This window comes from candidate division KSB1 bacterium, assembly GCA_034506395.1.
Lineage (GTDB): Bacteria > Zhuqueibacterota > Zhuqueibacteria > Thermofontimicrobiales > Thermofontimicrobiaceae > Thermofontimicrobium.
Window position 1 is genome coordinate 208,715 of record JAPDPQ010000004.1, and the last position, 21,168, is coordinate 229,882.

The following is a 21,168-nucleotide window of genomic DNA, read 5'->3' on the forward strand; positions in this document are numbered from 1 at the left end:
TTTCAATTTTCGATACACCAATTCCAATTTATGACCCTTTCAAAGGTTGCAGACCTTTGAAAGGGTAGACGACTTTGAGCCGGTTTAAATGGTGTAATTTGAAGGAAGCAATAACATGTCTTACAAGATCAGCATCGTAATCGAGAAAGATGAATACGGCTTCTATGCCTATTGTCCAGAACTAAAGGGATGCCAGAGCCAGGGGGATTCCCTGGATGAGGTTCTGGCAAATATCAAAGAGGCAATAGAACTCTATCTAGAAACATTATCCGAGGAAGAGAAAGTTTCTTTTTTAAGCAAAGAAATTTTCACGACCACGATGGAGGTTCAGTTTGCCTAAACAACTTCGCTTAACCGCTGCTGAAGCGGAAAAAATGCTTCTAAAAGCTGGTTTTGAATTGATTCGAAGTAAGGGAAGTCATCGAATTTATAAAAAATTTGATAGACGGATTGTTGTTCCTTTTCATGGCAATAGAATGCTGCACCCAAAAATCGTGAAACAAGTGATCGAAGCCATTGAGGAAACCTAGGAAAGTTGTTTTTTAATAAAGCAGCTTTTGGATTTTCGACTATTGAGATTTAAAATTCTTTCAAAGGCTTGCATCCATCTAAATCTAGGATCAAAAATTTGTAGGACAGGTTGCCAACCTGTCCTACAAGTCGGGATCAAAATGAAAATCGCACAACTCGCACAAATCCTCGAAAAAATTCACCTCGTCAAAGTCGCTGTCTACGGCGACTTTGCTTTAGATGCCTACTGGTTTCTCGATCCCCGAGGCGGGGAAATATCAGCAGAGACGGGCTTGCATTCTCAAGCGGTGAAAAAGCATTATTACACGCTAGGCGGAGCTGCCAATGTCGTGGCCAATTTAGCGGCACTCGAACCTGCTGAAATAAAAGTTATCGGAGTGATCGGCAATGATATTTTTGGCAGGGAGATGATTCGCCAGTTCGTTGAACTTGGCGTGAATCATGATTCGCTGGTAATCCAAAACGAAAATTTTGATACCGTGGTCTTTTCAAAAATTGTGCTCGAGGGCAAAGAACAACCACGAATCGATTTCGGATTTTTCAACCAGCGATCGCCTGAGACAGATGACAAAATCATTACCGCCCTTGCCGACGCCCTTAATAGATGCGATGCGTTGATCTTCAATCAACAGGTTCCAAATAGCCTGAGCAATGAGAAATTTATTCAGAACGCCAATGCGCTCTTTGATCAATTCAACGATAAAGTTGTGCTGCTGGATTCTCGGCATTATGGCCACCGTTTTAAGAATATCTATCGCAAGACCAATGCAGTTGAAGCAGCTCGACTGAATGGAATTACGGCAGATGTATTGGATCAAATCGACTTCGAGGCAACGAAAATTCATGCTCAAAAGCTTTTTGATGAATCGGGCAAGCCAGTTTTCATTACCAGGGGCTCAAAAGGAATTTTGGTGGTGGACCAAGCGGGTAGCCATGAAATACCAGGCATTCAATTCAACAAACCCATCGATCCTGTGGGCGCAGGGGATACGGTGGTGAGTGCTCTGGCTCTATGTTTGGGTGCTGGATTCTCTCCAGTTGAGGCTGCCGAATTCGCCAATCTCGCCGCCGCTGTGACAGTGCAAAAATTATTCATGACAGGGACGGCATCGGGTAAAGAAATACTTGATCTTTGTCGGGAGATTGGTTATATTTAAAGGTAATTTCTAATTCTGTATAATCAGTTTTAAGGAGTTTCATCATGCGAGCGTTAGAAGCCAACCAGCGAATGGATAAAATCATCAGCTTGCTCCCTGAAAGCAAATTGAAATCTATCATTGATTTTGCGAGCCATTTGAAAGGTAAAGAAGAGGCCGAGGAATTTTTAAGAATGCAAATGAGCTCAGAGGCATATCGGGATTGGCTTACCTCTGAGAACGACATTTATGATGAAGCGTTTAAAGATAAACTTCAAGTATGACATCACAAGCAAACAATTACTGGGATTATGGCAAATGCGAAATTTGTGACACGCCAATGGAGGCAAGGCTGATCAAACAAAACTTCTGGATCCGAGGCGAGCTTATAGTCGTTGAGGATGTTCCCGCTGGCGTCTGTCCCCAATGTGGCGAAAAGGTGGTCAAGGCTGATGTGGGGCACTGGCTGGAAGAACTATTAACCAATACCGACCAGATTGCCAGAGCACCTCGCATTTCTGTGCCTTCGATTAAGTTCGATGTCGAAATGGTAGCAGCATGAAAGGAATTTTAGAAGCCTATGATCGATAGATTTACAAGCCTGAATCCAATTACTCAAGCATTGATTGCCACCTGCTTTACCTGGTTTATGACTGCTGCGGGTTCTGGCGTGGTGTTCTTTTTCAAGACGATCAATCGAAAAGTTCTCGATGCCATGCTGGGCTTTGCCGCTGGCGTGATGATCGCCGCCAGCTATTGGTCGCTGTTGGCGCCTGCGATTGAGATGGCTGAGGAGGGCAGTCTGCCCCCATGGATTCCAGCGACGGGTGGCTTTTTGCTGGGCGGAGCCTTCTTGTGGGTTATAGATAAGCTTCTCCCCCACCTCCATGCAGGGTTCAATACTGAAAAATCAGAGGGAATTCATACCTCGTGGCAAAGAAGTGTGTTGCTGATCCTGGCCATTACGCTCCATAATTTTCCCGAGGGATTAGCCGTGGGAGTGGCGTTCGGCGCCATCAGTGCCAATCTCCCTGCCGCTTCTTTGGCGGGAGCCATGGCGCTGGCAATCGGTATCGGCATCCAGAATTTTCCCGAAGGGGCTGCCGTTTCAATACCCTTGCGGAGGGAAGGATTTTCCCGCTTCCGATGCTTCTGGTATGGGCAGCTTTCGGGTGTAGTCGAACCCATTGCGGGAGTGATTGGCGCTGCAGCCGTAATTTTGATGCGGCCGATTCTTCCCTACGCCCTGGCCTTTGCCGCTGGAGCGATGATTTATGTGGTGGTGGAAGAGCTGATCCCCGAATCGCAATTTGAAAAAAACACCGATTATGCCACCGTCGGCGCCATGCTGGGCTTTGCGGTGATGATGACGCTGGATGTGGCGCTGGGATAATTAATGCCAAATGGACTCCAAATCCGAGTTGGAGTCCACTTAAAAAATTTTTTCAGAGGAGTCGATGATGTACGAACATCTTATTCCGATAAAAATTGAACCGCTGGAGGAAGGCGGCTATTTGGCGACCAGCGAGGTCTTGCAAGGGCTCATTGCCCAGGGCAGAACAATTGCCGAAACCATGGAGATCGCTCAGGATGTGGCTCGAAAGCTGATAGAATCTTATCTTGAGCATGGCGATCCTTTGCCCTTTAAACTGCCTGATAAGAAAACTGCTAAAATTGCTTTGAATACGAATATTCCAGTATCAGTGGTTCAATGACAAAATTGCCGATTTTAAAACCTCCAAAAATGCTTCGGAAATTAAAACAAGCAATGTTTGTTTTTGATCGTAAAATTGATTAGAAAAATTTTTTAAAAATAATTTAGGAGAATACCATGACAACTTCATCATTAGCAATGCTAAAAAAGAACTTTGGGATCGATGATCAGGTTACTGTGAAATATGAAAAGAGGGATAACGAACTTATCCTCCATGTACCATTGCGATCCCATTATCATTCCAATGATGAAATAATCACTCAAGCTCGAAATCTGGTGAAAGATAAAAAAGAAAGTGGATGGTCTCGTCAGAACTTTTTTGCGGATTTCATGCAAGTGCGTGAAAAGGTTTTAGAACAGATTAGAGAGCATTATGAACAAAATTAGATTTCGAGCAGTCCTGGATACAAATGTTGTTCTGCCTTCACAACAAACAACCTCTGAGGATAGCCCAAACAAAGAAATAATCAACAGATGGCAGCTGGGCCAATTTGATGTTCTATGGACTGGAGACGTCCTTTCAGAATATATCAATAAACTAAAAGAAAAAAATGTTAACGAAGAGCTGATTATACAATTCATCTCTCAATTTATCGCTTATGGCGAAGAGGTAAAAGTACAATTTTATCACTACGAGGTCTATCCAGAAGATGCTAAAGATATCTGTTTTGTATTATGCGCTCTGAACGGCAACGGAACCCATGTAATCACTTATGACTCGCATTTATTAGATCTAAAGGCTGATTACCTGAGCAAATTAGGAATAAAAATAGCAACGCCAATAGAATTTTTGCAAGAATTGAGAATAAACTTGGCGAAAGACAAATAATTTAGATGCAAAAAACGGAGAAGGCAATAATCCCATGTACCGAATCGAATCGAAAATTGATACCAAGAGTGCTGAATTTCAAGAGAACAAGGCAGCCATGGAACAGGCTGTGTCGCTACTGAAAGAACGATTGGACCTGGTGAAGCAGGGCGGGCCACCGAAGGCAAGAGAAGTGCATCTCTCCCGTGGCAAGATGTTGGTGCGAGATCGATTAAAAAAATTGTTTGATAAAAACACACCATTTCTGGAGCTATCCCCATTGGCGGCCTGGGATATGTACGATAATGAAGCCCCAGGGGCAGGAATAATAACTGGTATCGGGGTAGTGCATGGCCGAGAGGTGCTGGTAGTGGCCAATGATGCCACGGTCAAAGGCGGCACTTATTTTCCAATGACCATCAAAAAGCACATTCGGGCCCAGGAGATCGCCATGGAGAATCGGCTGCCATGTGTCTATTTGGTCGATTCGGGAGGCATCTTTCTCCCCTATCAATCGGGCACGTTTCCCGATCGGGATCATTTCGGCCGAATTTTTTACAACCAGGCTCGATTATCCATGATGGGCATTCCCCAAATTTCCATCGTCATGGGTTCCTGTACCGCAGGCGGCGCTTACGTGCCTGCGATGAGCGATGAAACCGTCATCGTCAAAAACCAGGGCACGATTTTTATTGGCGGTCCACCACTGGTGAAAGCCGCCACGGGCGAAGAAGTGACTGACGAGCAACTTGGCGGCGCTGATGTTCACACCCGAATCTCAGGCGTGTCCGATCATTTTGCGTTGAACGATGAACATGCCCTGGAGATCGCCCGCAACATCATCGAAAATCTGGATAAACCCAAACGCTTTGAATTGGATGTCCGTGAGCCAGAGGACCCCTATTACGATCCAAAAGAGATTTACGGCATTGTGCCGAAAGACCTGAGAAAGCCGTACGACATCCGAGAAGTGATCGCCCGATTGGTGGATGGCAGCCGTTTCCACGAATTCAAAGAGCGCTACGGCCCGACCATTGTGACAGGCTTTGCTCGAATCATGGGCTATCCAGTGGGCATTCTGGGCAACAATGGCGTGCTGTTCTCCGAGAGCTCGTTGAAAGCCGCCCATTTTATGGAACTGTGTGCCGTGCGAAAAATTCCATTGATTTTCTTGCAGAACATCACAGGCTTCATCGTGGGCAAGCAGTACGAGCACGGCGGCATTGCCAAAGACGGGGCCAAAATGGTCCATGCCGTTGCCAATGCCGATGTGCCAAAATTTACTGTGATCGTGGGTGGCTCTTATGGCGCTGGCAACTACGCCATGTGCGGTAGGGCTTATAATCCAAAATTGTTGTGGATGTGGCCCAATGCTAAAATCTGCGTCATGGGCGGCGAGCAGGCGGCCAGTGTGCTATTGCAGGTTAAAATGCGTGCGTTAGAAAAGAAAGGCATTAAAATGTCTCAGGAAGAACAGGACGCTTTCATGAAACCTACACTTGAAAAATACGAGCATGAATCCAGCGCCTATTACAGCACAGCCAATCTCTGGGACGACGGCATCCTCGACCCGCTGGATACCCGAACGGCGCTGGGCTTGGGCATCGCCATGTCGCTCAATGCGCCGATTCCTGATCATCGGTTTGGGGTGTTTAGGATGTAGTTTTTGGGTAATTTGGTAACTGGGTAATTGAGGTAATTGGGTGATAAGGTCAATGGACTTCAAATTGGATAAAAAATTGGTTAAAGAATTTAGAGATCAGTGGCAGGCAGTAGCAGCTATCGAGGCAGAGGAGCAGCTAAATGCCTCAATAGAACTTCGCTGGCAGCAATTGAACTCGATTTTGAGGATGGCCATCGGGCTGGGATTACCGTTGAACGATTCCATTGAAGATGATCTGGTTGTTTATCAAAGGTGGGCGAAATTGCGGAGTATGCTGCAATGAAAATTCCAAACGATCTGACTTCTCTCATGCCCTCATTAAACGCTGTGCAGGAGATTTTTAAGTATTTTAGTGATAAGGGCGTCATTATCGGAGGTGTTGCAGCGAGCCTGTTGGGAAAGCCACGATTAACGGCAGATGTCGATGCAGTTATTATTTTACCGATGAAAGAATTACCACAGTTGATAGAGGTCGCCAAACAAGTCGGACTTTTTCCACGCATATCAGATGCCGAGGATTTTGCTCATCGTCATCATGTCCTACTGCTTCGCCATCAAGAAAGTGGCATTCATGTTGATATTTCACTGGGCATGTTACCGTTCGAGTTAGAAGCTGTTGAGCGGGGCATCTTCTATCAAGCGGGAGAGTTCGTAATCCGATTAACAACACCCGAGGATTTGATTATTTTCAAAGCCGTTGCTCATCGTCCGAAAGATTTGATTGACATTCAAGAAATCATAAAAAGTCATCCCAGGTTGGACAAGAAAAGAATTGAAAACTGGGTAAAGGAATTTGCACGAGTATTGGAAATGCCAGAGATCTGGGATGATATTTCAAAATTATTGGAATAGCTACAATATCAAAAAGGAAAAACGGCTAAGAATAACAGAGTTGATCGAATTGTAGGAGCAGTAATGGCTGAGGAAATTATCGGCAAAACCATAAAACATTCAATCCGAAACAAAGTCGCCTGGGTCACGCTCAACCGTCCTGAAATCCATAACGCCTTTAACGAGACCATGATCGGCGAGCTGCTAGAGTTGTATCAAGCGCTGGGAAAAATGCCAGAGGTACGGGTTGTGGTGATCACGGGTGCGGGAAAATCGTTCTGCGCTGGCGCTGATTTGAACTGGATGGGCGGGGTGATCAAATATTCCTATGAGCAAAATTTAAATGAATCTTTGCAATTAGCCGAGTTGTTTTATACCATGTACTCGCTGCCCAAACCGACCATTGCCATGGTCAATGGGGCGGCCATCGGTGGTGGTGCAGGCATGGTGGCGGTGAACGATTTCGTGATCGCCAGCGATCAGGCAAAATTCAGTTTCAGCGAAGTGAAATTGGGGCTGGTGCCCGCCTGTATTTCGCCTTACGTCATCCGTCGGGTGGGTGAGAATCGTAGTCGGGAGCTATTCCTCTCCGGCGAGCGGATGGATGCTCAAAAAGCGTTCCAATTCGGATTTGTGAACCAGGTGGTGGCGGCTGATCAGTTGGAAGCAGCGGTCAATCGATTGATCGAGCAACTGCTGAGCAGCGGACCGAATGCACTGGCGATCTGCAAAGATCTGCTGGAAAAGGTGCCGCAGATGAGCCTGGAGGCTGCGAAAAAATATACGGCTGAAGCCATTGCCGCCCTGCGGGTGAGCGATGAGGGTCAGGAGGGGATGAAGGCATTTTTTGAGAAGCGGAAGCCGAGGTGGGTAAAACGATAAATAATTGGATATCTTTCTAGTAAAATTTCTAAGTGTGAAAAATGAAAACGATCCACAAAATAATCATCGGCGATTCCCGATGGATGAAAGAAGTTCTATGCTCAATCTGATCATCTGATAAAAACATAATAAGGGCCACCATACTTAAAGAATGATTAATAGCTTTTGAAGGATAAAGAAATGAATAGACTTGAAGAGCTTTTTTAAAAACACAATTTGCGCATATAGGAGATTGGACCGTTGAATATGATTGTATCCATTGCAGTGGTCTTGCTAAAATAATAGTACATAAAGAGACAGAAAAAAGAACCTGGCCTATAATCAAGTTTTGCCCTTTATATGTGATGTCAAATGAATAGACAAAGGCGACAGAAGATGATGAATAAATAAAAACATTTTTCAAGCATGAAAATCGGATCAAAAAAATAACAAGAAAAGATAGTTCGATTATTTAAATTCTATCGGAAAATTCTAGGAATCTATTTTTCTTAAAACCCAAATTAGAAATATCTCATTTTTCATAAAATTTCCTATATATGAAGCAGGAATCATTTTCATGAAAGAGAGCCTGGTCCAATGGACATTACTTCATAATTTAGACTTTCTCTCCCAATTGCTAGATTTTAAAATCGCCACACGAAAGGGTCAGGAAGTATCAACCGATCACGGCAAAATTGATTTCATTCTGGAGAGTTTTGATAAAAGCCAGCTAGTCGTCGAATTGGAAACCTTGCTCAACACCCAGAATAAAAGAGATTATTGCTTCCGCCAAATTTTGAATTATAAAAATGTGAAATTCATCGATAACACCAACTATTGCATTTTATTTGCAGATGAAACGACGCCGCAGGCAAAACGAAATGTTTTTGATTTTGGGAGAGCCAATGATGTGCTTGTCAAAACCTATCCTTTGAATGAAGTGAAAAAGCTTTATTCGAGGACAATCGAAAAATTGAGTCTCAGGTTTGGATTGGCGCTGCCAAAGCCAAAAAATTATACCATCTGTTATCTTCGCTGGTTGAACAAGATTTTAAAGCCATTTCGTGATCATGAAAAATTAGAGCTGTCTGAGAGCAAACTCGCAGCCTATTTTTCTTCTCCCAAGTCAACAAATTTCAATTGCTATTTGCGTCTCGCTTTGGATTTTGAAATGATTGTCAGGAACAAAGATGGTTATTCCATAACCGAAAATGGACTTGAATATATTCAGAATTTTAACCCTGAAATTGATCTAGCAACAAACCTCTCCTCGGTCGATCTGACAAACGAGCAGAAGGTAATTCTACTAAGAGTTCTGACGAATGGCAATTGGACTGCTCATAAAGTTAATGTCTATTGGTTTCTGAGGTTCATCGAAGTGACCAATGGAGAGTGGCTGCCAAATATCAAAGACTTTGAAGATTATAGGTTAGATTTAGCGAATGGCCTTTTTGGCGTGAAATACAAAGCCAGGACCATGTATGAGTTTTTAAGCTTTGCCTGCAATTGGTGTCATGAACTCGGGTTGGTAGAAAGGATTGCCACGGGAACTGAATATGATCAAGTGTATTTAACACCTTTGGGGATTGAGATTAATAATATTTTTAGCCTAGATCTCCAATTGAAGAAAAGTCGATTGAATCTCAATTTTAAATATCTGGATTAAACGATAACTGAAAATCTACTAAACCAAAAAATTCTCTAAATATTGATTCAAAAATCATCAGGAAAAACTATGTTCAACAAAATCCTCATCGCCAACCGTGGCGAAATTGCGGTGCGGGTGATTAAAGCCTGTCAGGAACTGGGCATCAGAACTGTGGCGGTCTATTCGGAGGCGGATCGGACAGCGTTGCATGTGCAAATGGCTGATGAAGCCGTGTTGCTGGGTCCTCCCCCGCCGCTGGAAAGTTATTTGAATATCGATAAAATTATCGCTATCGCCCATCAAACCGAGACGGAGGCCATCCATCCTGGCTATGGATTTCTGGCCGAAAACTCGGCTTTTGCGGAGCGGTGCGAGCAGGAGGGCATCGTCTTCATCGGGCCGAACTCTAAAGCCATGGCGTTGGTGGGCGACAAGCTGCGCTCCCGTCAAACCATGTCGGCGGCCAATATTCCGATTATCCCTGGGATGCAGCAAAAGGTCGCCAATTACGATCGACTCAAAATCGAAGCGGAGAAAATCGGCTACCCCGTCATCCTGAAAGCCTCGGCGGGTGGCGGCGGCAAAGGGATGCGCATTGTGCATTCGCCAGCAGAACTGAAGGACGCTATGGAAGCGGGCATGCGGGAGGCGAAATCCGCTTTTGGCGATGAATCGATCTATCTGGAAAAATTCATCGAGCAGCCCCGCCATGTGGAGTTTCAGGTCATCGCTGACCATCATGGCAACGTGGTGCATTTATTCGAGCGGGAGTGCTCCATTCAGCGGCGGCATCAGAAGATCATCGAGGAATCCCCTTCGACGGCTCTGGACGACGAGCTGCGCTCTCGAATGGGCGAAACGGCCAAGCGGGTGATCAAAGAGAGCGGCTACACCAATGCGGGCACAGTGGAATTCCTGTTGGACAAAAATAAAAATTTCTATTTTCTCGAAGTCAATGCCCGAATTCAAGTAGAGCATCCTGTGACGGAATTCGTTACGGGGATCGACCTGGTGAAACAGCAGATTCGGATTGCGGCGGGCGAGCCTCTCCCCTTTTGTCAGGAAGACCTGCAGCAGAGGGGACATGCCATCGAATGCCGAATTTACGCCGAGGATCCTGAGAACAATTTTCTTCCCTCGCTGGGGACGATTCATTTCGTGCAGGAGCCGACAGGTCCCTGGGTGCGGGTCGATTCGGGGCTGTTTTCGGGCATTGAGGTCTCGATGTATTACGATCCAATTCTGTCCAAATTGATTGTCTGGGGGCAAAATCGCAACGATGCCATTCAGCGCATGAAACGGGCGCTGGATAATTATGTGATTCTCGGAATTAAAACCCAGATCCCGTTTTTGAAGGCGGTGATCGAGCATCCTGAATTTGTGCGTGGCAATATCAACACCAATTTTTTGACCGACCATTTCGCCAATTGGCGCATGCCCGAACTGGATGCAGCGGCGATCTCGAAGGCGCTGGCCATTGCGGCCATTCATGAGATGACCAATTCGAAAAAACCAGTTCGAGTCGAAAAGTCAACTCATGTCACCCCATGGAATACGATTGGATATTGGGAAATTTTGTCGTCATAACCTGATTAATTCGCTGTGCTAAGCTGCAAAGTCGCCAAGCTTTGCAAAGGTTGGGTTTTGCGATTTGTTTAGAGATTAAAGGTTGTACTCAATAAGGGCAAAATTTCATAGACTTTTAGACAATTGAGAAGTTTGTCATTCCGAGCGAAGCGAGGGATTTAATTAGCGTCTGAACAAAAACTATTAAATTTGAATTAAAACCGTCATTCCAAACAAAGTGAGGAATCTGGTTACATTTAAATTGTTAGACTTGTAGACTTTTTTCTTCAGTTGAAATGGTAAGAAGGTGAGTTTTCGTTCAAGCACTAATCAATCAATTGAGTGCATAAAAATACAGATTCCTCACTCCGCTGCGCTCCGTTCGGAATGACAATAAAATTTCATAAAATGGAGTTACCAGGTAAACTGAATCCATCCCGATGAATCGGGATGGAATCAGTCGTCCTTGAATAACACAGGCTAAATCAGAGGAGCTATGGAGCTGGAATTTAGTATCGATAAAAAAAATTATTCTCTTTCAATTCAAAAAAAGAACGAGCATTATCAAGTCAAGATTGGGGATCAAATTATTGAGCTGCAGGCAGAACAGGTGACGCCCAATTGCCTGCTACTGAAAGATGCACAAGGCCATCGTCGGATTTATCTTGCCAATTCTGGGAAGAAAACATTTATTCATCTGGATGGCCGCTCGCTGGTGGTGGAACATCCTGAGACGAAGGAGAAGACCTCATTTCAAGCTGACGAGCATCTTGCTGGAGCGGATCATGGCATTTATGCGCCAATGCCTGGGAAAATCATCAAAATTTTGGTTCAACCAGATCAGGTGGTGGCAGCAAAACAAAACCTTGTTATCGTTGAGGCCATGAAAATGGAACACAGTGTACGCGCTGCAAGGCCGGGGATAGTTAAGAAAATTCATTTTCAGGAAGGTGATTTAGTCGATACGGATCAACAGATCATTGAACTGGACTATTTCGATGAAAAGAACCAACCATCGGAACCAAATTAGCGGAGGAGAAATGGAATTTAGAAACCTCGTTATCGAATTTCAGGAAGCGATTGGTATCATAAGAATCAATCGGCCCGAGTTTCTCAATGCGCTCAATATCGAAACATTGGGTGAAATTCGCGATGCAGTGGTTGAGTTGAATAAGAAGGAGGATATAAAAGTCCTCATCATCACTGGCGAGGGGAAAGCATTTGTCGCAGGTGCGGATATCAAACAGATGAAAGACATGACCGAGAACGATGCGCGGGAATTTTGTAACCTGGGACAACGGGTGTTTGATATCATCGAGCATCTTGATAAACCGGTCATCGCAGCGATCAACGGTTATGCGTTAGGGGGAGGGTGCGAATTAGCAATGGCATGTGATATTCGAATCGCATCCGAAAACGCGAAATTGGGCCAGCCGGAGGTCAATCTGGGGATAATTCCAGGATTCGGTGGTACCCAACGATTACCGCGCCTGGTTGGGAGAGGGATCGCAAAGGAGCTTATTTTTACTGGTGACATGATCGATGCAGCTACGGCGTTTCGGATTGGTCTAATCAATAAAGTCGTTCCACCCGAAAACCTCATGGCAGAAGCTATTGCTCTGGCCCAGAAAATTGCCACCAAAGGGCCGGCAGCAATTCTTATTGCCAAAAGTGTCATCAATCGCGGCGTTGATGTCGACTTGGCAAAGGGATTGTTGATCGAGCAAGATGGCTTTGTCCAGTGCGTCGCTTCTGGCGAAGCCAAGGAAGGGATGGAGGCATTCGTGCAGAAAAGAAAGCCGAATTGGCCATGATCCATCATAATTTATTATCCTTTGGGTTCATCAATGCGCTGCACATTTCATTCTTTCTTGCTCGAATAAAGATGAACCCAAAGGCTCACCATGCTCTGCAAATTGGTGTTGTTGACGCTTTCCCACCGAAAAGCAATTAACTGAACAGTAGCTATCGCTATTCTTTATTCTCACCCAAGATGTTTCTCAATCAACGATTCCACCAGTCCTTCTTTTGGAATGAACGGAAGCGTAATATGCCCGGAATCTCTGTGATTCAAATTCCAATTCAATGCGGTTTCCAAAGCAGGTTCATTTCTGGCCCAGCTTCTTCGGGCAACGCCGCCCATTACATCCCAGGATAGGCCCGTTTTGATAATTTGATCTACTCGTTCACTGCCGTCCAGGAAAATACCATTACCACCGTTGCTGGCTCGGCCAATGCCGACACCACCGCCATTCGATAGAACCACCAGCGTCATACCGCGAGCGATATTGCCCCCAAAACATTGAACCGACATATCCGCAGTTGTCCGACTCCCGTCATAGATATTCGCTGTCTCCCGATATGGCGAATCCGTGCCCGAAACATCGTGATGGTCTCTACCAATCATCACCGGTCCGATCTCTCCGTTCCGAATCAGCTCATTGAATTTCAGCGCAATGTTGACACGCCCCTCTTCATCGGCATAAAGGATGCGGGCTTTGGTACCCACCACCAATTTGTTTTGCTCAGCATTTTTGATCCAATAATAATTATCCCGATGCGCAGAACTCTTGTTCGGATCAATGCAGGACATAGCAGCTTGATCAGTCTTGCGTAAATCTTCCTCCTTACCACTGAGACATACCCAGCGGAACGGACCGAAACCGCGATCGAAACAGATCGGTCCCATGATATCTTCAACATAAGATGGAAAGATAAATCCTTCTGAAGTATCCTTGCCATTTTTAGCGATCGACTTCTCCCCTGCTTCAAATACCGAAGCCATGAAGCTATTGCCGTAATCCCAGAAAAACGCGCCTTTCTCCGTCAGCTTTTTGATCGCCCTGAAATGTCGCTTCAAAGATTCATCAACTAACCGTCGAAATTTCGCAGGATCGTCTTTGAGTAATTGGCGTCCCTGCTCAAAGGTTACGCCAACTGGTGTGTATCCGCCTTCGTAGACGGCATGACAAGATGTCTGATCCGACAAAAGCTCCACTTGGATCTGATGGCGATCCAAATACTCCAATAGATCGACAATATTTCCATAATACCCAATGGAGATCGCCTTTCCAGAGGCCTTGAATTGCTGCATTAAGCGAATGACCTCTGAAAGATCATCAGAAACTCGACTCAACCACCCTTGATCCAATCGCGTCTTGATCCGGCTATAGTCGACCTCGGCAATGACACCCACGCCACCGGCGATCTCGATCGCCTTTGCTTGAGCGCCCGACATCCCGCCCAAACCAGAGGTCACGAAACATACGCCCTTTAAATCCTTATCGGCAGGGATACCCAAGTATTTCCTCCCCGCATTCAATACCGTGATATAGGTGCCATGCACGATCCCTTGGGGCCCAATATACATCCACCCTCCCGCGGTCATCTGACCGTAGTTGGAAACGCCCAATGCTGCCAACCTTTTGAATTCATCGGGATTGTCCCATGCTCCAACGATCAATCCATTTGTTGAGATAACCCGTGGAGCATTCCGATGAGAGGGAAATAAGCCGACTGGATGCCCAGAGCTCACGACCAGGGTTTGGTCTTCTCTCATGACTTCCAAATATTTTTTGACCAGACAATATTGCATCCAGTTCTGGAAGACCTGGCCGGTCTCGCCATAGGTGACCAGTTCGTAAGGATAAAGCGCCGTCTCGAAATCGAGATTGTTGTCGATCATGACCTGTAAGCCTCTTGCCTCTGGGATGCCACGATATTCATCAATTGGCTTCCCCCAAATGCGCCCCTCAGGACGAAAGCGATAGCCATAAATTCTCCCCATAGTTTTCAATTCTTCAAGAAATTCTGGAGCCAAAACTTCGTGCCATTCTTCTGGAATATACCGAAGTGCATTTTTCAAAGCGAGCACGATCTCATTGCGAGTTAGGTTTAACCCGCGATTAGGGGCGCGCCGGATGCCAGGCAAAAATTCCTTTTTTGCTGGCAATTCTCCCTCCAGCTTGATGCTCATCGCTTTGGCTATTTGATTGTTATCCATTTTATCCTCCCTGTGATTAAAAATTGTATGCATTTTGTAAGTAGAAAATCTATTCACTTGGATTTACCAGTTCGTTCTCACCGACAAGATTGCTTTTTTTGATTTGCTAGCATATCGTTGCAATGATCCGATTTTTGATCTTTTATAGAAATCCTATTAAAGTGGCTGACAAGCTTAAATGAGTTCTTGCTATCTTTCAGGCGTTGAAATAGCGCATAACGCTTTGCGACTTAAACAAGACACAATAACATTCAATTTTCAACAGAACTGGGGCCCGCTTTCAGACGCATAACTTTTTTAAAGGATTCAATTTCTATTTTGTGAGTGAAACGCATCCTTTCAATGACCTAAATGTAATTTGTCCATCCGCCAATGTCAAGCGAAAAATTCATTCCATCAATTGGCGGCATTAGAAAGCAATAATGCATTGCATCTCGGCCTGGGACTGCATTTTCCTCGCAAAAAAATAAAACTTGAAAAGCTGAAATACTCCCTAATTTTTGGAATAGATATGTGCTGGCATATTGTTTGTATAAAATACAACGGCTTTACGATTCGTAGTGCGATGGATTCCCAATTGAACCAAAATGATTAGGCGAATTTGAGAATAACTTTCATCAGATGATTAACTATGGTACCGTGCCAAATCGAAAAGCGAACATTTAAAGATTTCTCGTTTACGATCAAATTCATGGCGCTGAGGTTATGCCCATTTTTAATGATGCTATGTGTCGGTATGATAGAGACACCTGTTGAAGCAAAAACCTATTTTGTCAACATGAGTAATGGGAATGACCGAAATAGCGGTCTCTCAAAAGATTCAGCGTTTAAAACGATCACGAAAGCGGTTTCGATTTTGGTGGCTGGAGATAGTTGTCTGGTTCAAACTGGGCAATACCCTGAGCGGGTAGAGGTGCGGCAATCTGGTAGATTGAATCAACCGATCGTGATCAAAGCTGATGGTGCAGTAACCGTTCGCGGATTTAATGTGAACGGCAGTTACATTCATATTATCGGGTTTGAGATCACTAATACGATATTTGATGCCCAAAATGGGACAGGTATTTTCCTTGAGGCCAGCTTCTGTCAAATTGAGAACAACTATATCCATGATGTTCCTCGGATTGGTATCTATATTAACGCCGAGCCAGGTGACTCGCCCAACATCGCCAATAATACGGTCCGAGGCAATCGCATCTATCGGGCAGCGACAGCTGGTATCTTTGTAGCGGGGAGAAATCATCTCATCGAATCAAACGACATTAGTCGCACGATTCAATATCCACCTGGCTGGAGAAATCCACCTGGTTCGCCAGATGCCGACGGGATTCGTTTTTTTGGTGCGGGGCATATCATTCGGCGCAATTTCATTCATGACATCTGGCTTTCTGATCCGGAAAATATCGATCCCCATATCGATTGTTTTCAAACTTGGGGACCAGCCCGAGATATCATTTTTGAGCAAAATTTCGGCATCAATAGGAATGATGGCATGCAAGGCTTTATGATTTCGGATGCAAATGGAACTGTGAGCAATTTGACCATTACCAATAACGTCATCATTGCCTTCCGCATTGTCAACGCCCACAATTGCAAGGGAATTACGATCGTTCATAATACTTTTAAAAGCGAACTGAATTTCAAATCGGAAAGCGGCTATGGGATTGAGCTCCATCATACGACAAAAGCCCGGATCGAAAATAATCTGTTTTATGATATCGGTCAGCACCAATATTCATATCTTTGGAAAGATGCGGGTTCCGAATCAGGACTTCGGGTGGGATATAATGCGATTTTTATGAGCGATGGGCGGCCGCCGGCTGGCACGGCGTCGAGTCATGACATCTGGCAACTCGATCCAAAGTTGATCGATCCAAATCAATACAATTTTCGTCCTCGCCCCAGTTCTCCGTTGATCGATTCAGCTAGTGCATCGAACATCTTCTATGATTTTGATGGCATCCCGCGTCCGCAAGGATCAGGATTTGATATCGGCGCTTTTGAATATGATCCCATCGACGCACCAACGAATGTGAGAGTCCGGGGACTATAGCGAGATTTGTTCCGAGAAAATCGCTTTTAAAGAGCGCCTTCGACCTTATATTCAGATTTGGTCTGCAACGATGGAGGGGATCTGTTCTTTTTGTTTCCCTAACCTCTCTATCCTCCCTCCTGGCGAAGCGGTTTGATTTGTTTCGAGATGCTCCATTCGAATCGCGGCGGTCCAGGCCATCCAAAAAATCAATGCAGGTACTGAAGTGCCCGCATTGATGGCATCTTCCACAAAGTTTAGTAACAGACAACTCAGCAATATCGCCATAATGACCGCTCTCGCTGGAAGCGGGTTCAACTTTTGCATCTGCCATAATGGCATCATCAATAAAGCGATCCAGATGAGCGCTCCAAATACCCCCACCCCGCTCGCAACCGTTAAATAGCCATTATGAAGCGAGGTTTTTGCGCTGCCGCTCCAAAGTCGAAGGTCTGGATTATATAATTCAGACTCGGCCAATATTTTCCCAGCCGTCCCAAATCCATATCCCATCAATGGTCGCTCCATAATGAGCTCCAGACTTTCAATCCAGAAATCAGAGCGCCCTGTCAACGTGGTAATAGATTTATCTCTATTTACGGTTCTTTCAAAGGATTGCTCAATTGGAGTGGTCTCGATCAATAGCATCACAATCCCAGCGACCAGCACGGAAAGAACGATCGGCTTCATTTTCTGTTTCGTAACAAAAAACCACGTCACCACAGCGAGCATTCCTGCTAAAATTGAGCTGCGCGAGCCAGTAATTAAATGCAAACCCGCTGCAATGAGGATGAATAGCAAGACCCATAACTTGTGCCACGACTTGATCCGAGCCATATGCCACAGCGCAATTGGATAACAGATCATACAGAACGCGCCCATAGTATTGGGATGTCCCCATACCCCAGAGAAGCGACTGGGATTTTTAATCCACCATGCTGATTCCCCCAAAAATACAAGCGAAGCTGCATTGATTGCAAGAATACAGATCAATACAAAAAAGAGTGATTGAATCACTCGATTGAAGCGCTGTTGCTCATTGAGCCACTCATAAAGCCCCAATAAAAAGATGAATAAAGCGACAAACGAACTTGAACGAATCAGGGTATAGGCTGGATCGATCGAATAGCTGGTTGATAGAACCGCAACGATCAAAAATGCGCCAAGCATTTTCAGCGGGGTTGGCAGTTTTTCAGATTTAACTGCTCGATGCTGAAACCATTTGATCATACCGACCAAACCCATCAGAAAAAGCAACCCAATTCTTACATAAGACCCAGTGGTTTCGCTGGCAGTGAGTTCGCTTTCGCCTGAATTCATCGAAAACAGAGCAGCTAAGAATGGGGAAAAGGTAACGCCAATAATAGCGAGCTCAAAACGTTTAATTCCGATGGCGATAAAATAGGCCGCCGCAACCGTTACGATTCCTGCTAAAAGAAGTTGGGTGATGAAATCGATATTCATATGTTCGGAACTTGAAATGAAATTTTAGTATTTTTGGTCGCTAAATGATGATCTTCAGCTCCAACAATGAAAGCGATGGATGTGAACACCTCGCGATAAACAGTTCCTTCGAAGCTTTAGATTTATTAGCCTACAAGCCGACGCCAATATTTTCCAGCAAATGTATTGAAAATAAACCTGAGTTCCCGCTGATTAAAGAAATGGCTCCAATAGAGAAACATTGCCACTCCGCTTGCCAGCACGAGATTAGTCGTATAAAAGATCAAGAAATTTTTTTCATAAACGAAGGAGACAGAGAGTAAAAACAACGCCAAGGATAAAAGGGCGACAAACACCTTCCGCCATTCCAGTGGAAGCGGAAAAGCACCCAATCCAATACTCAGCAAGCCGATGCCGATAAGCAAATTTGAAATATTTAAAGAAAGGACAGCGCCATACCAGCTCATCGATGGAATTAAGCGATAGTTTAAGACGAAGCTCACAGCCACGCACAACAGGATGACCGCGGCAGTGATGTAGGTTTTTTTGACAATATTAAGCAGAGATTCCCCGAAATGAGCGATTCCGATAACCACATGCATGGGGAGCAAACAGATAATCAGCAGATAGGCTGGCGCGTATTGGGCTGGAGCGATCCAAGGAAAGATCAGATAGATCCCTAACAATAATACAAGCGCTAAAAAGGCCGATGCCAAGATAAAATATGTAAAGATTTTGGACATGGATTGCTTGATGGTTGGCTGGTCCATATTAGCGAAAACGTATGGCTGAAATGCCAACTGAAACGGAGTCACGAGAATGATGCTGAAAATTTGTGCCAATTTTTGGCCGAGTGAAAAAATAGCAACCGCTTGCAGATCGGAATAGAAACTCAAAAGGTAAAGAGTGGCCGCCAGCATGAAGGATTGCGCGGTCTGCGGAGCAACCAGGGGGACTCCGAATTTCAGCAACCGCCACATCATTCTGAGCGACACCCATGGGTCATGTTTCATAACAAGGTCAAAAACGACTACGTAGAATGGGATCCCATAAGCGATCATTTGGGCGATCAGGACTCCTTTCAGTCCCCAATGAAACACCATTAAGAAGATAACCGTGCTTAAAAGCATCAACGCTGCTGCGGCGCTATTGGCATACATGAATTTCATGGCCTGATTCCTAGCCCTGAAGAGCGAAATGACATGAATGAACAGCGATTGAGCAAAGGCGCCAAAGCAATTCAGCAAAATCAAGCTAAAAACGTTCTGGCAATGCAAAGCGCGCTGAAACAGCGGCATCAGCCAGGTGGTAGTTAACCCTGTTACCAATATCCCACCAATCACGTTGATCATCAGAGATGATCCGAGTAATCCAGCCATCTTGTGACTGCCCTCAAATTCGGCAGTAAATCGAACCAGGCTGATTCGCATTCCCAGATTCATCAAGATGATCATGAATTGATTGCTGATCAAAAGAGTTGCTAACATCCCATACTCATCCATGGTTAGCCAATGGGTATATATTGGAATAAGCAGAAATGCCGCACCATGGGAGAAAACGGTTCCGAAAGCATAGATGAGAGTATTTCGACCGAACAGTTTAAGACTCATGTTAATTTAACCGAACGATTCAATGATGCAATTGGCCAAAACGATTGTTCGACAGCCCTACCATTACCGAAAATTTGGTTGAGGCACTTCAAATAAGTTGTTCGTGCATAGAAAGGATGAAAAATATCAAAAGCCCGAAGGGCATGCAATCGTCGGATCTCGGTCCGATAGAATTCATTGCGATCCATGATATTGAGCAATCCTTCTCGGATCGATGGAATCGAGTGCGGATCGACAGCAACACCAACGCCTTCAAACAATCCATCAAAACCAGTGCCCTTTGAATATAAAATCGGTGTGCCGTTCAGCAACGCCTCAGCATACACATAGCCAAACGTTTCGCTGAAACTTGGTAACACAAACGCGGTACAATTCGCAAAATAATCATCCATCTTCGAATTGTCCACAGCTCCCAGAAACCGTACTTGAGAACCGATGCCGAGCTGCTCTGCCCATCGTCGAACATGAGACAAATATTCGCCATCCCCAAGAACTTGAAGTTCTATATCTGGGCGATCTATTTCGGCCAGGGCCCGAAACAAATTTTTGAGATTTTTTCGTAGGACTGTCTTTTTATTCAACCGGAGCGCGGTCATAAGTACACCGTTCTTTGGATGCTGGCCGCGCAATTCGATGGAACGGGGTACAATATTGGGCAAAAATACCAGTTTTGGCTCCACCTGTTGTTTGAAGAAAGCTTCCCCCAAAAGTTTATTGATTGCTTCGATCATATAAGGGACAATGTAAATAATTTTTGTGCTGCTCTGCAAAATCCGTCTGGCAAGAGGCCGTAAGTCGGGTCGCGCTTTCAATAATAGGATATCAGTCTGACGGATCGAAACCATGAGAGCACAGCTATATCGCTGTGCTAATAAATAACCGATATATCCCTCAAACGATACCTTATGGGCATGGATCAAATCAACTTGGTTTAATTCAACCAAGCCCATGCGCTCAGCTTGCAATACCTTTTCATAAGCACGTCTTAATGTGGCCTTAAAAAATAGCCCGAAAGGCAATCCAAATGATTGAATGGAAACATCGCCCGGCCCTATTGAGGCGATTCGCTCACGCTTCATACTGGCAACTCGATCTAAACTGATCACATGGCATTGAGCAATGTGGCGTGTTTCATCGATCAGTGCGCGCACCGCTATGGTCTTATTGTCCTCGGGGCTAACGGTGTAGTCGTATGAAAGATGGAGAATTTTGAGCATACGTTCATTTACAATTCTGCCTGACGCAATCCGATCAGAAAAGCGTTCCGGCGGAGGCAATAACCGACCCAACCGAATTACCAGATGCAGTTCTTTTTGTTAACC

At 44.9% G+C, this 21,168-nt stretch carries 22 protein-coding genes; 18 read left to right on the plus strand and 4 right to left on the minus strand.

Features of this window, described 5'->3' with window-relative positions:
• Positions 1-115 precede the first annotated feature (115 nt).
• From ONB37_04325 to ONB37_04405, 17 genes are all read left to right on the plus strand, one after another.
• Positions 116-340, plus strand: coding sequence for a type II toxin-antitoxin system HicB family antitoxin (locus ONB37_04325; GenBank protein MDZ7399374.1), 225 nt, complete (start codon positions 116-118; stop codon positions 338-340).
• Positions 333-530, plus strand: a complete 198-nt coding sequence (locus ONB37_04330; GenBank protein ID MDZ7399375.1) for a type II toxin-antitoxin system HicA family toxin — start codon at positions 333-335, stop codon at positions 528-530. The genes ONB37_04325 and ONB37_04330 overlap by 8 nt, the downstream gene beginning before the upstream one ends.
• Before the next feature lie 141 nt (positions 531-671).
• The gene (locus ONB37_04335) at positions 672-1,688 is read left to right on the plus strand and encodes a PfkB family carbohydrate kinase (GenBank protein ID MDZ7399376.1); all 1,017 of its coding nucleotides are present in this window, start codon (positions 672-674) and stop codon (positions 1,686-1,688) included.
• A gap of 44 nt (positions 1,689-1,732) precedes the next feature.
• Complete coding sequence (locus tag ONB37_04340; GenBank protein MDZ7399377.1) at positions 1,733-1,951, plus strand: hypothetical protein; 219 nt, start codon at positions 1,733-1,735, stop codon at positions 1,949-1,951.
• Positions 1,948-2,229 (plus strand): YgiT-type zinc finger protein, encoded by a 282-nt coding sequence (locus tag ONB37_04345; GenBank protein ID MDZ7399378.1) that lies wholly within the window; start codon positions 1,948-1,950, stop codon positions 2,227-2,229. The genes ONB37_04340 and ONB37_04345 overlap by 4 nt, the downstream gene beginning before the upstream one ends.
• Positions 2,230-2,247: 18 nt before the next feature.
• Positions 2,248-3,060: a ZIP family metal transporter gene (locus ONB37_04350; GenBank protein ID MDZ7399379.1), complete on the plus strand. Its 813-nt coding sequence runs from the start codon at positions 2,248-2,250 to the stop codon at positions 3,058-3,060.
• 67 nt (positions 3,061-3,127) lie between these two features.
• Positions 3,128-3,382, plus strand: a complete 255-nt coding sequence (locus tag ONB37_04355; GenBank protein MDZ7399380.1) for a type II toxin-antitoxin system HicB family antitoxin — start codon at positions 3,128-3,130, stop codon at positions 3,380-3,382.
• Between the two features lie 116 nt (positions 3,383-3,498).
• Entirely contained in the window at positions 3,499-3,768 is a 270-nt protein-coding gene (locus ONB37_04360) for a hypothetical protein (protein MDZ7399381.1), read from the plus strand.
• Complete coding sequence (locus ONB37_04365) at positions 3,755-4,210, plus strand: PIN domain-containing protein (GenBank protein ID MDZ7399382.1); 456 nt, start codon at positions 3,755-3,757, stop codon at positions 4,208-4,210. Before ONB37_04360 ends, ONB37_04365 begins: the two co-directional genes overlap by 14 nt.
• 34 nt (positions 4,211-4,244) lie before the next feature.
• Positions 4,245-5,852, plus strand: coding sequence for a methylcrotonoyl-CoA carboxylase (locus ONB37_04370; GenBank protein MDZ7399383.1), 1,608 nt, complete (start codon positions 4,245-4,247; stop codon positions 5,850-5,852).
• 52 nt (positions 5,853-5,904) lie between these two features.
• Positions 5,905-6,135, plus strand: a complete 231-nt coding sequence (locus ONB37_04375) for a hypothetical protein (GenBank protein MDZ7399384.1) — start codon at positions 5,905-5,907, stop codon at positions 6,133-6,135.
• Entirely contained in the window at positions 6,132-6,704 is a 573-nt protein-coding gene (locus tag ONB37_04380) for a nucleotidyltransferase (GenBank protein MDZ7399385.1), read from the plus strand. The genes ONB37_04375 and ONB37_04380 overlap by 4 nt, the downstream gene beginning before the upstream one ends.
• A 63-nt stretch (positions 6,705-6,767) precedes the next feature.
• A complete protein-coding gene (locus ONB37_04385; GenBank protein ID MDZ7399386.1) occupies positions 6,768-7,565 on the plus strand; it encodes an enoyl-CoA hydratase/isomerase family protein in 798 nt (265 codons plus the stop codon).
• Positions 7,566-8,121: 556 nt separating this feature from the next.
• Positions 8,122-9,210 (plus strand): hypothetical protein, encoded by a 1,089-nt coding sequence (locus tag ONB37_04390; protein MDZ7399387.1) that lies wholly within the window; start codon positions 8,122-8,124, stop codon positions 9,208-9,210.
• Between the two features lie 69 nt (positions 9,211-9,279).
• Positions 9,280-10,779: an acetyl-CoA carboxylase biotin carboxylase subunit gene (gene accC, locus ONB37_04395; protein ID MDZ7399388.1), complete on the plus strand. Its 1,500-nt coding sequence runs from the start codon at positions 9,280-9,282 to the stop codon at positions 10,777-10,779.
• A gap of 475 nt (positions 10,780-11,254) precedes the next feature.
• Positions 11,255-11,788: a hypothetical protein gene (locus ONB37_04400; GenBank protein ID MDZ7399389.1), complete on the plus strand. Its 534-nt coding sequence runs from the start codon at positions 11,255-11,257 to the stop codon at positions 11,786-11,788.
• Between the two features lie 10 nt (positions 11,789-11,798).
• Positions 11,799-12,572, plus strand: a complete 774-nt coding sequence (locus ONB37_04405; protein ID MDZ7399390.1) for an enoyl-CoA hydratase-related protein — start codon at positions 11,799-11,801, stop codon at positions 12,570-12,572.
• Between the two features lie 170 nt (positions 12,573-12,742).
• On the opposite strand, the gene ONB37_04410 is transcribed toward ONB37_04405, so the two are convergent.
• Positions 12,743-14,761, minus strand: a complete 2,019-nt coding sequence (locus ONB37_04410; protein MDZ7399391.1) for a urocanate hydratase — start codon at positions 14,759-14,761, stop codon at positions 12,743-12,745.
• Between the two features lie 631 nt (positions 14,762-15,392).
• On the opposite strand from ONB37_04410, the gene ONB37_04415 reads away from it, so the two are divergent.
• Positions 15,393-16,814, plus strand: a complete 1,422-nt coding sequence (locus ONB37_04415) for a DUF1565 domain-containing protein (GenBank protein ID MDZ7399392.1) — start codon at positions 15,393-15,395, stop codon at positions 16,812-16,814.
• Between the two features lie 51 nt (positions 16,815-16,865).
• Here the strand turns inward: ONB37_04415 and ONB37_04420 are convergent, their stop codons facing one another.
• The 3 genes from ONB37_04420 to ONB37_04430 form a co-directional block, all read right to left on the minus strand.
• On the minus strand, positions 16,866-18,257 hold the full coding sequence (locus ONB37_04420) for an O-antigen ligase family protein (protein MDZ7399393.1): 1,392 nt from the start codon (positions 18,255-18,257) through the stop codon (positions 16,866-16,868).
• Positions 18,258-18,382: 125 nt separating this feature from the next.
• Positions 18,383-19,846, minus strand: a complete 1,464-nt coding sequence (locus tag ONB37_04425) for an oligosaccharide flippase family protein (GenBank protein MDZ7399394.1) — start codon at positions 19,844-19,846, stop codon at positions 18,383-18,385.
• Entirely contained in the window at positions 19,843-21,063 is a 1,221-nt protein-coding gene (locus tag ONB37_04430) for a glycosyltransferase (protein ID MDZ7399395.1), read from the minus strand. The genes ONB37_04425 and ONB37_04430 overlap by 4 nt, the downstream gene beginning before the upstream one ends.
• Positions 21,064-21,168: the final 105 nt, after the last annotated feature.

What these genes read in the sequence shown, in the direction of transcription:
- ONB37_04350 (MDZ7399379.1), top strand. Translation starts at nt 2,248, where the DNA reads ATGATCGATAGATTTACAAGCCTGAATCCAATTACTCAAGCATTGATT.
- ONB37_04430 (MDZ7399395.1), bottom strand. Translation starts at nt 21,063, where the DNA reads ATGCTCAAAATTCTCCATCTTTCATACGACTACACCGTTAGCCCCGAG.
- ONB37_04365 (MDZ7399382.1), top strand. Translation starts at nt 3,755, where the DNA reads ATGAACAAAATTAGATTTCGAGCAGTCCTGGATACAAATGTTGTTCTG.
- ONB37_04345 (MDZ7399378.1), top strand. Translation starts at nt 1,948, where the DNA reads ATGACATCACAAGCAAACAATTACTGGGATTATGGCAAATGCGAAATT.
- accC (MDZ7399388.1), top strand. Translation starts at nt 9,280, where the DNA reads ATGTTCAACAAAATCCTCATCGCCAACCGTGGCGAAATTGCGGTGCGG.
- ONB37_04400 (MDZ7399389.1), top strand. Translation starts at nt 11,255, where the DNA reads ATGGAGCTGGAATTTAGTATCGATAAAAAAAATTATTCTCTTTCAATT.
- ONB37_04390 (MDZ7399387.1), top strand. Translation starts at nt 8,122, where the DNA reads ATGAAAGAGAGCCTGGTCCAATGGACATTACTTCATAATTTAGACTTT.
- ONB37_04420 (MDZ7399393.1), bottom strand. Translation starts at nt 18,257, where the DNA reads ATGAATATCGATTTCATCACCCAACTTCTTTTAGCAGGAATCGTAACG.
- ONB37_04335 (MDZ7399376.1), top strand. Translation starts at nt 672, where the DNA reads ATGAAAATCGCACAACTCGCACAAATCCTCGAAAAAATTCACCTCGTC.
- ONB37_04380 (MDZ7399385.1), top strand. Translation starts at nt 6,132, where the DNA reads ATGAAAATTCCAAACGATCTGACTTCTCTCATGCCCTCATTAAACGCT.
- ONB37_04405 (MDZ7399390.1), top strand. Translation starts at nt 11,799, where the DNA reads ATGGAATTTAGAAACCTCGTTATCGAATTTCAGGAAGCGATTGGTATC.
- ONB37_04340 (MDZ7399377.1), top strand. Translation starts at nt 1,733, where the DNA reads ATGCGAGCGTTAGAAGCCAACCAGCGAATGGATAAAATCATCAGCTTG.
- ONB37_04425 (MDZ7399394.1), bottom strand. Translation starts at nt 19,846, where the DNA reads ATGAGTCTTAAACTGTTCGGTCGAAATACTCTCATCTATGCTTTCGGA.
- ONB37_04370 (MDZ7399383.1), top strand. Translation starts at nt 4,245, where the DNA reads ATGTACCGAATCGAATCGAAAATTGATACCAAGAGTGCTGAATTTCAA.
- ONB37_04325 (MDZ7399374.1), top strand. Translation starts at nt 116, where the DNA reads ATGTCTTACAAGATCAGCATCGTAATCGAGAAAGATGAATACGGCTTC.
- ONB37_04355 (MDZ7399380.1), top strand. Translation starts at nt 3,128, where the DNA reads ATGTACGAACATCTTATTCCGATAAAAATTGAACCGCTGGAGGAAGGC.
- ONB37_04375 (MDZ7399384.1), top strand. Translation starts at nt 5,905, where the DNA reads ATGGACTTCAAATTGGATAAAAAATTGGTTAAAGAATTTAGAGATCAG.
- ONB37_04385 (MDZ7399386.1), top strand. Translation starts at nt 6,768, where the DNA reads ATGGCTGAGGAAATTATCGGCAAAACCATAAAACATTCAATCCGAAAC.
- ONB37_04415 (MDZ7399392.1), top strand. Translation starts at nt 15,393, where the DNA reads ATGGTACCGTGCCAAATCGAAAAGCGAACATTTAAAGATTTCTCGTTT.
- ONB37_04410 (MDZ7399391.1), bottom strand. Translation starts at nt 14,761, where the DNA reads ATGGATAACAATCAAATAGCCAAAGCGATGAGCATCAAGCTGGAGGGA.
- ONB37_04360 (MDZ7399381.1), top strand. Translation starts at nt 3,499, where the DNA reads ATGACAACTTCATCATTAGCAATGCTAAAAAAGAACTTTGGGATCGAT.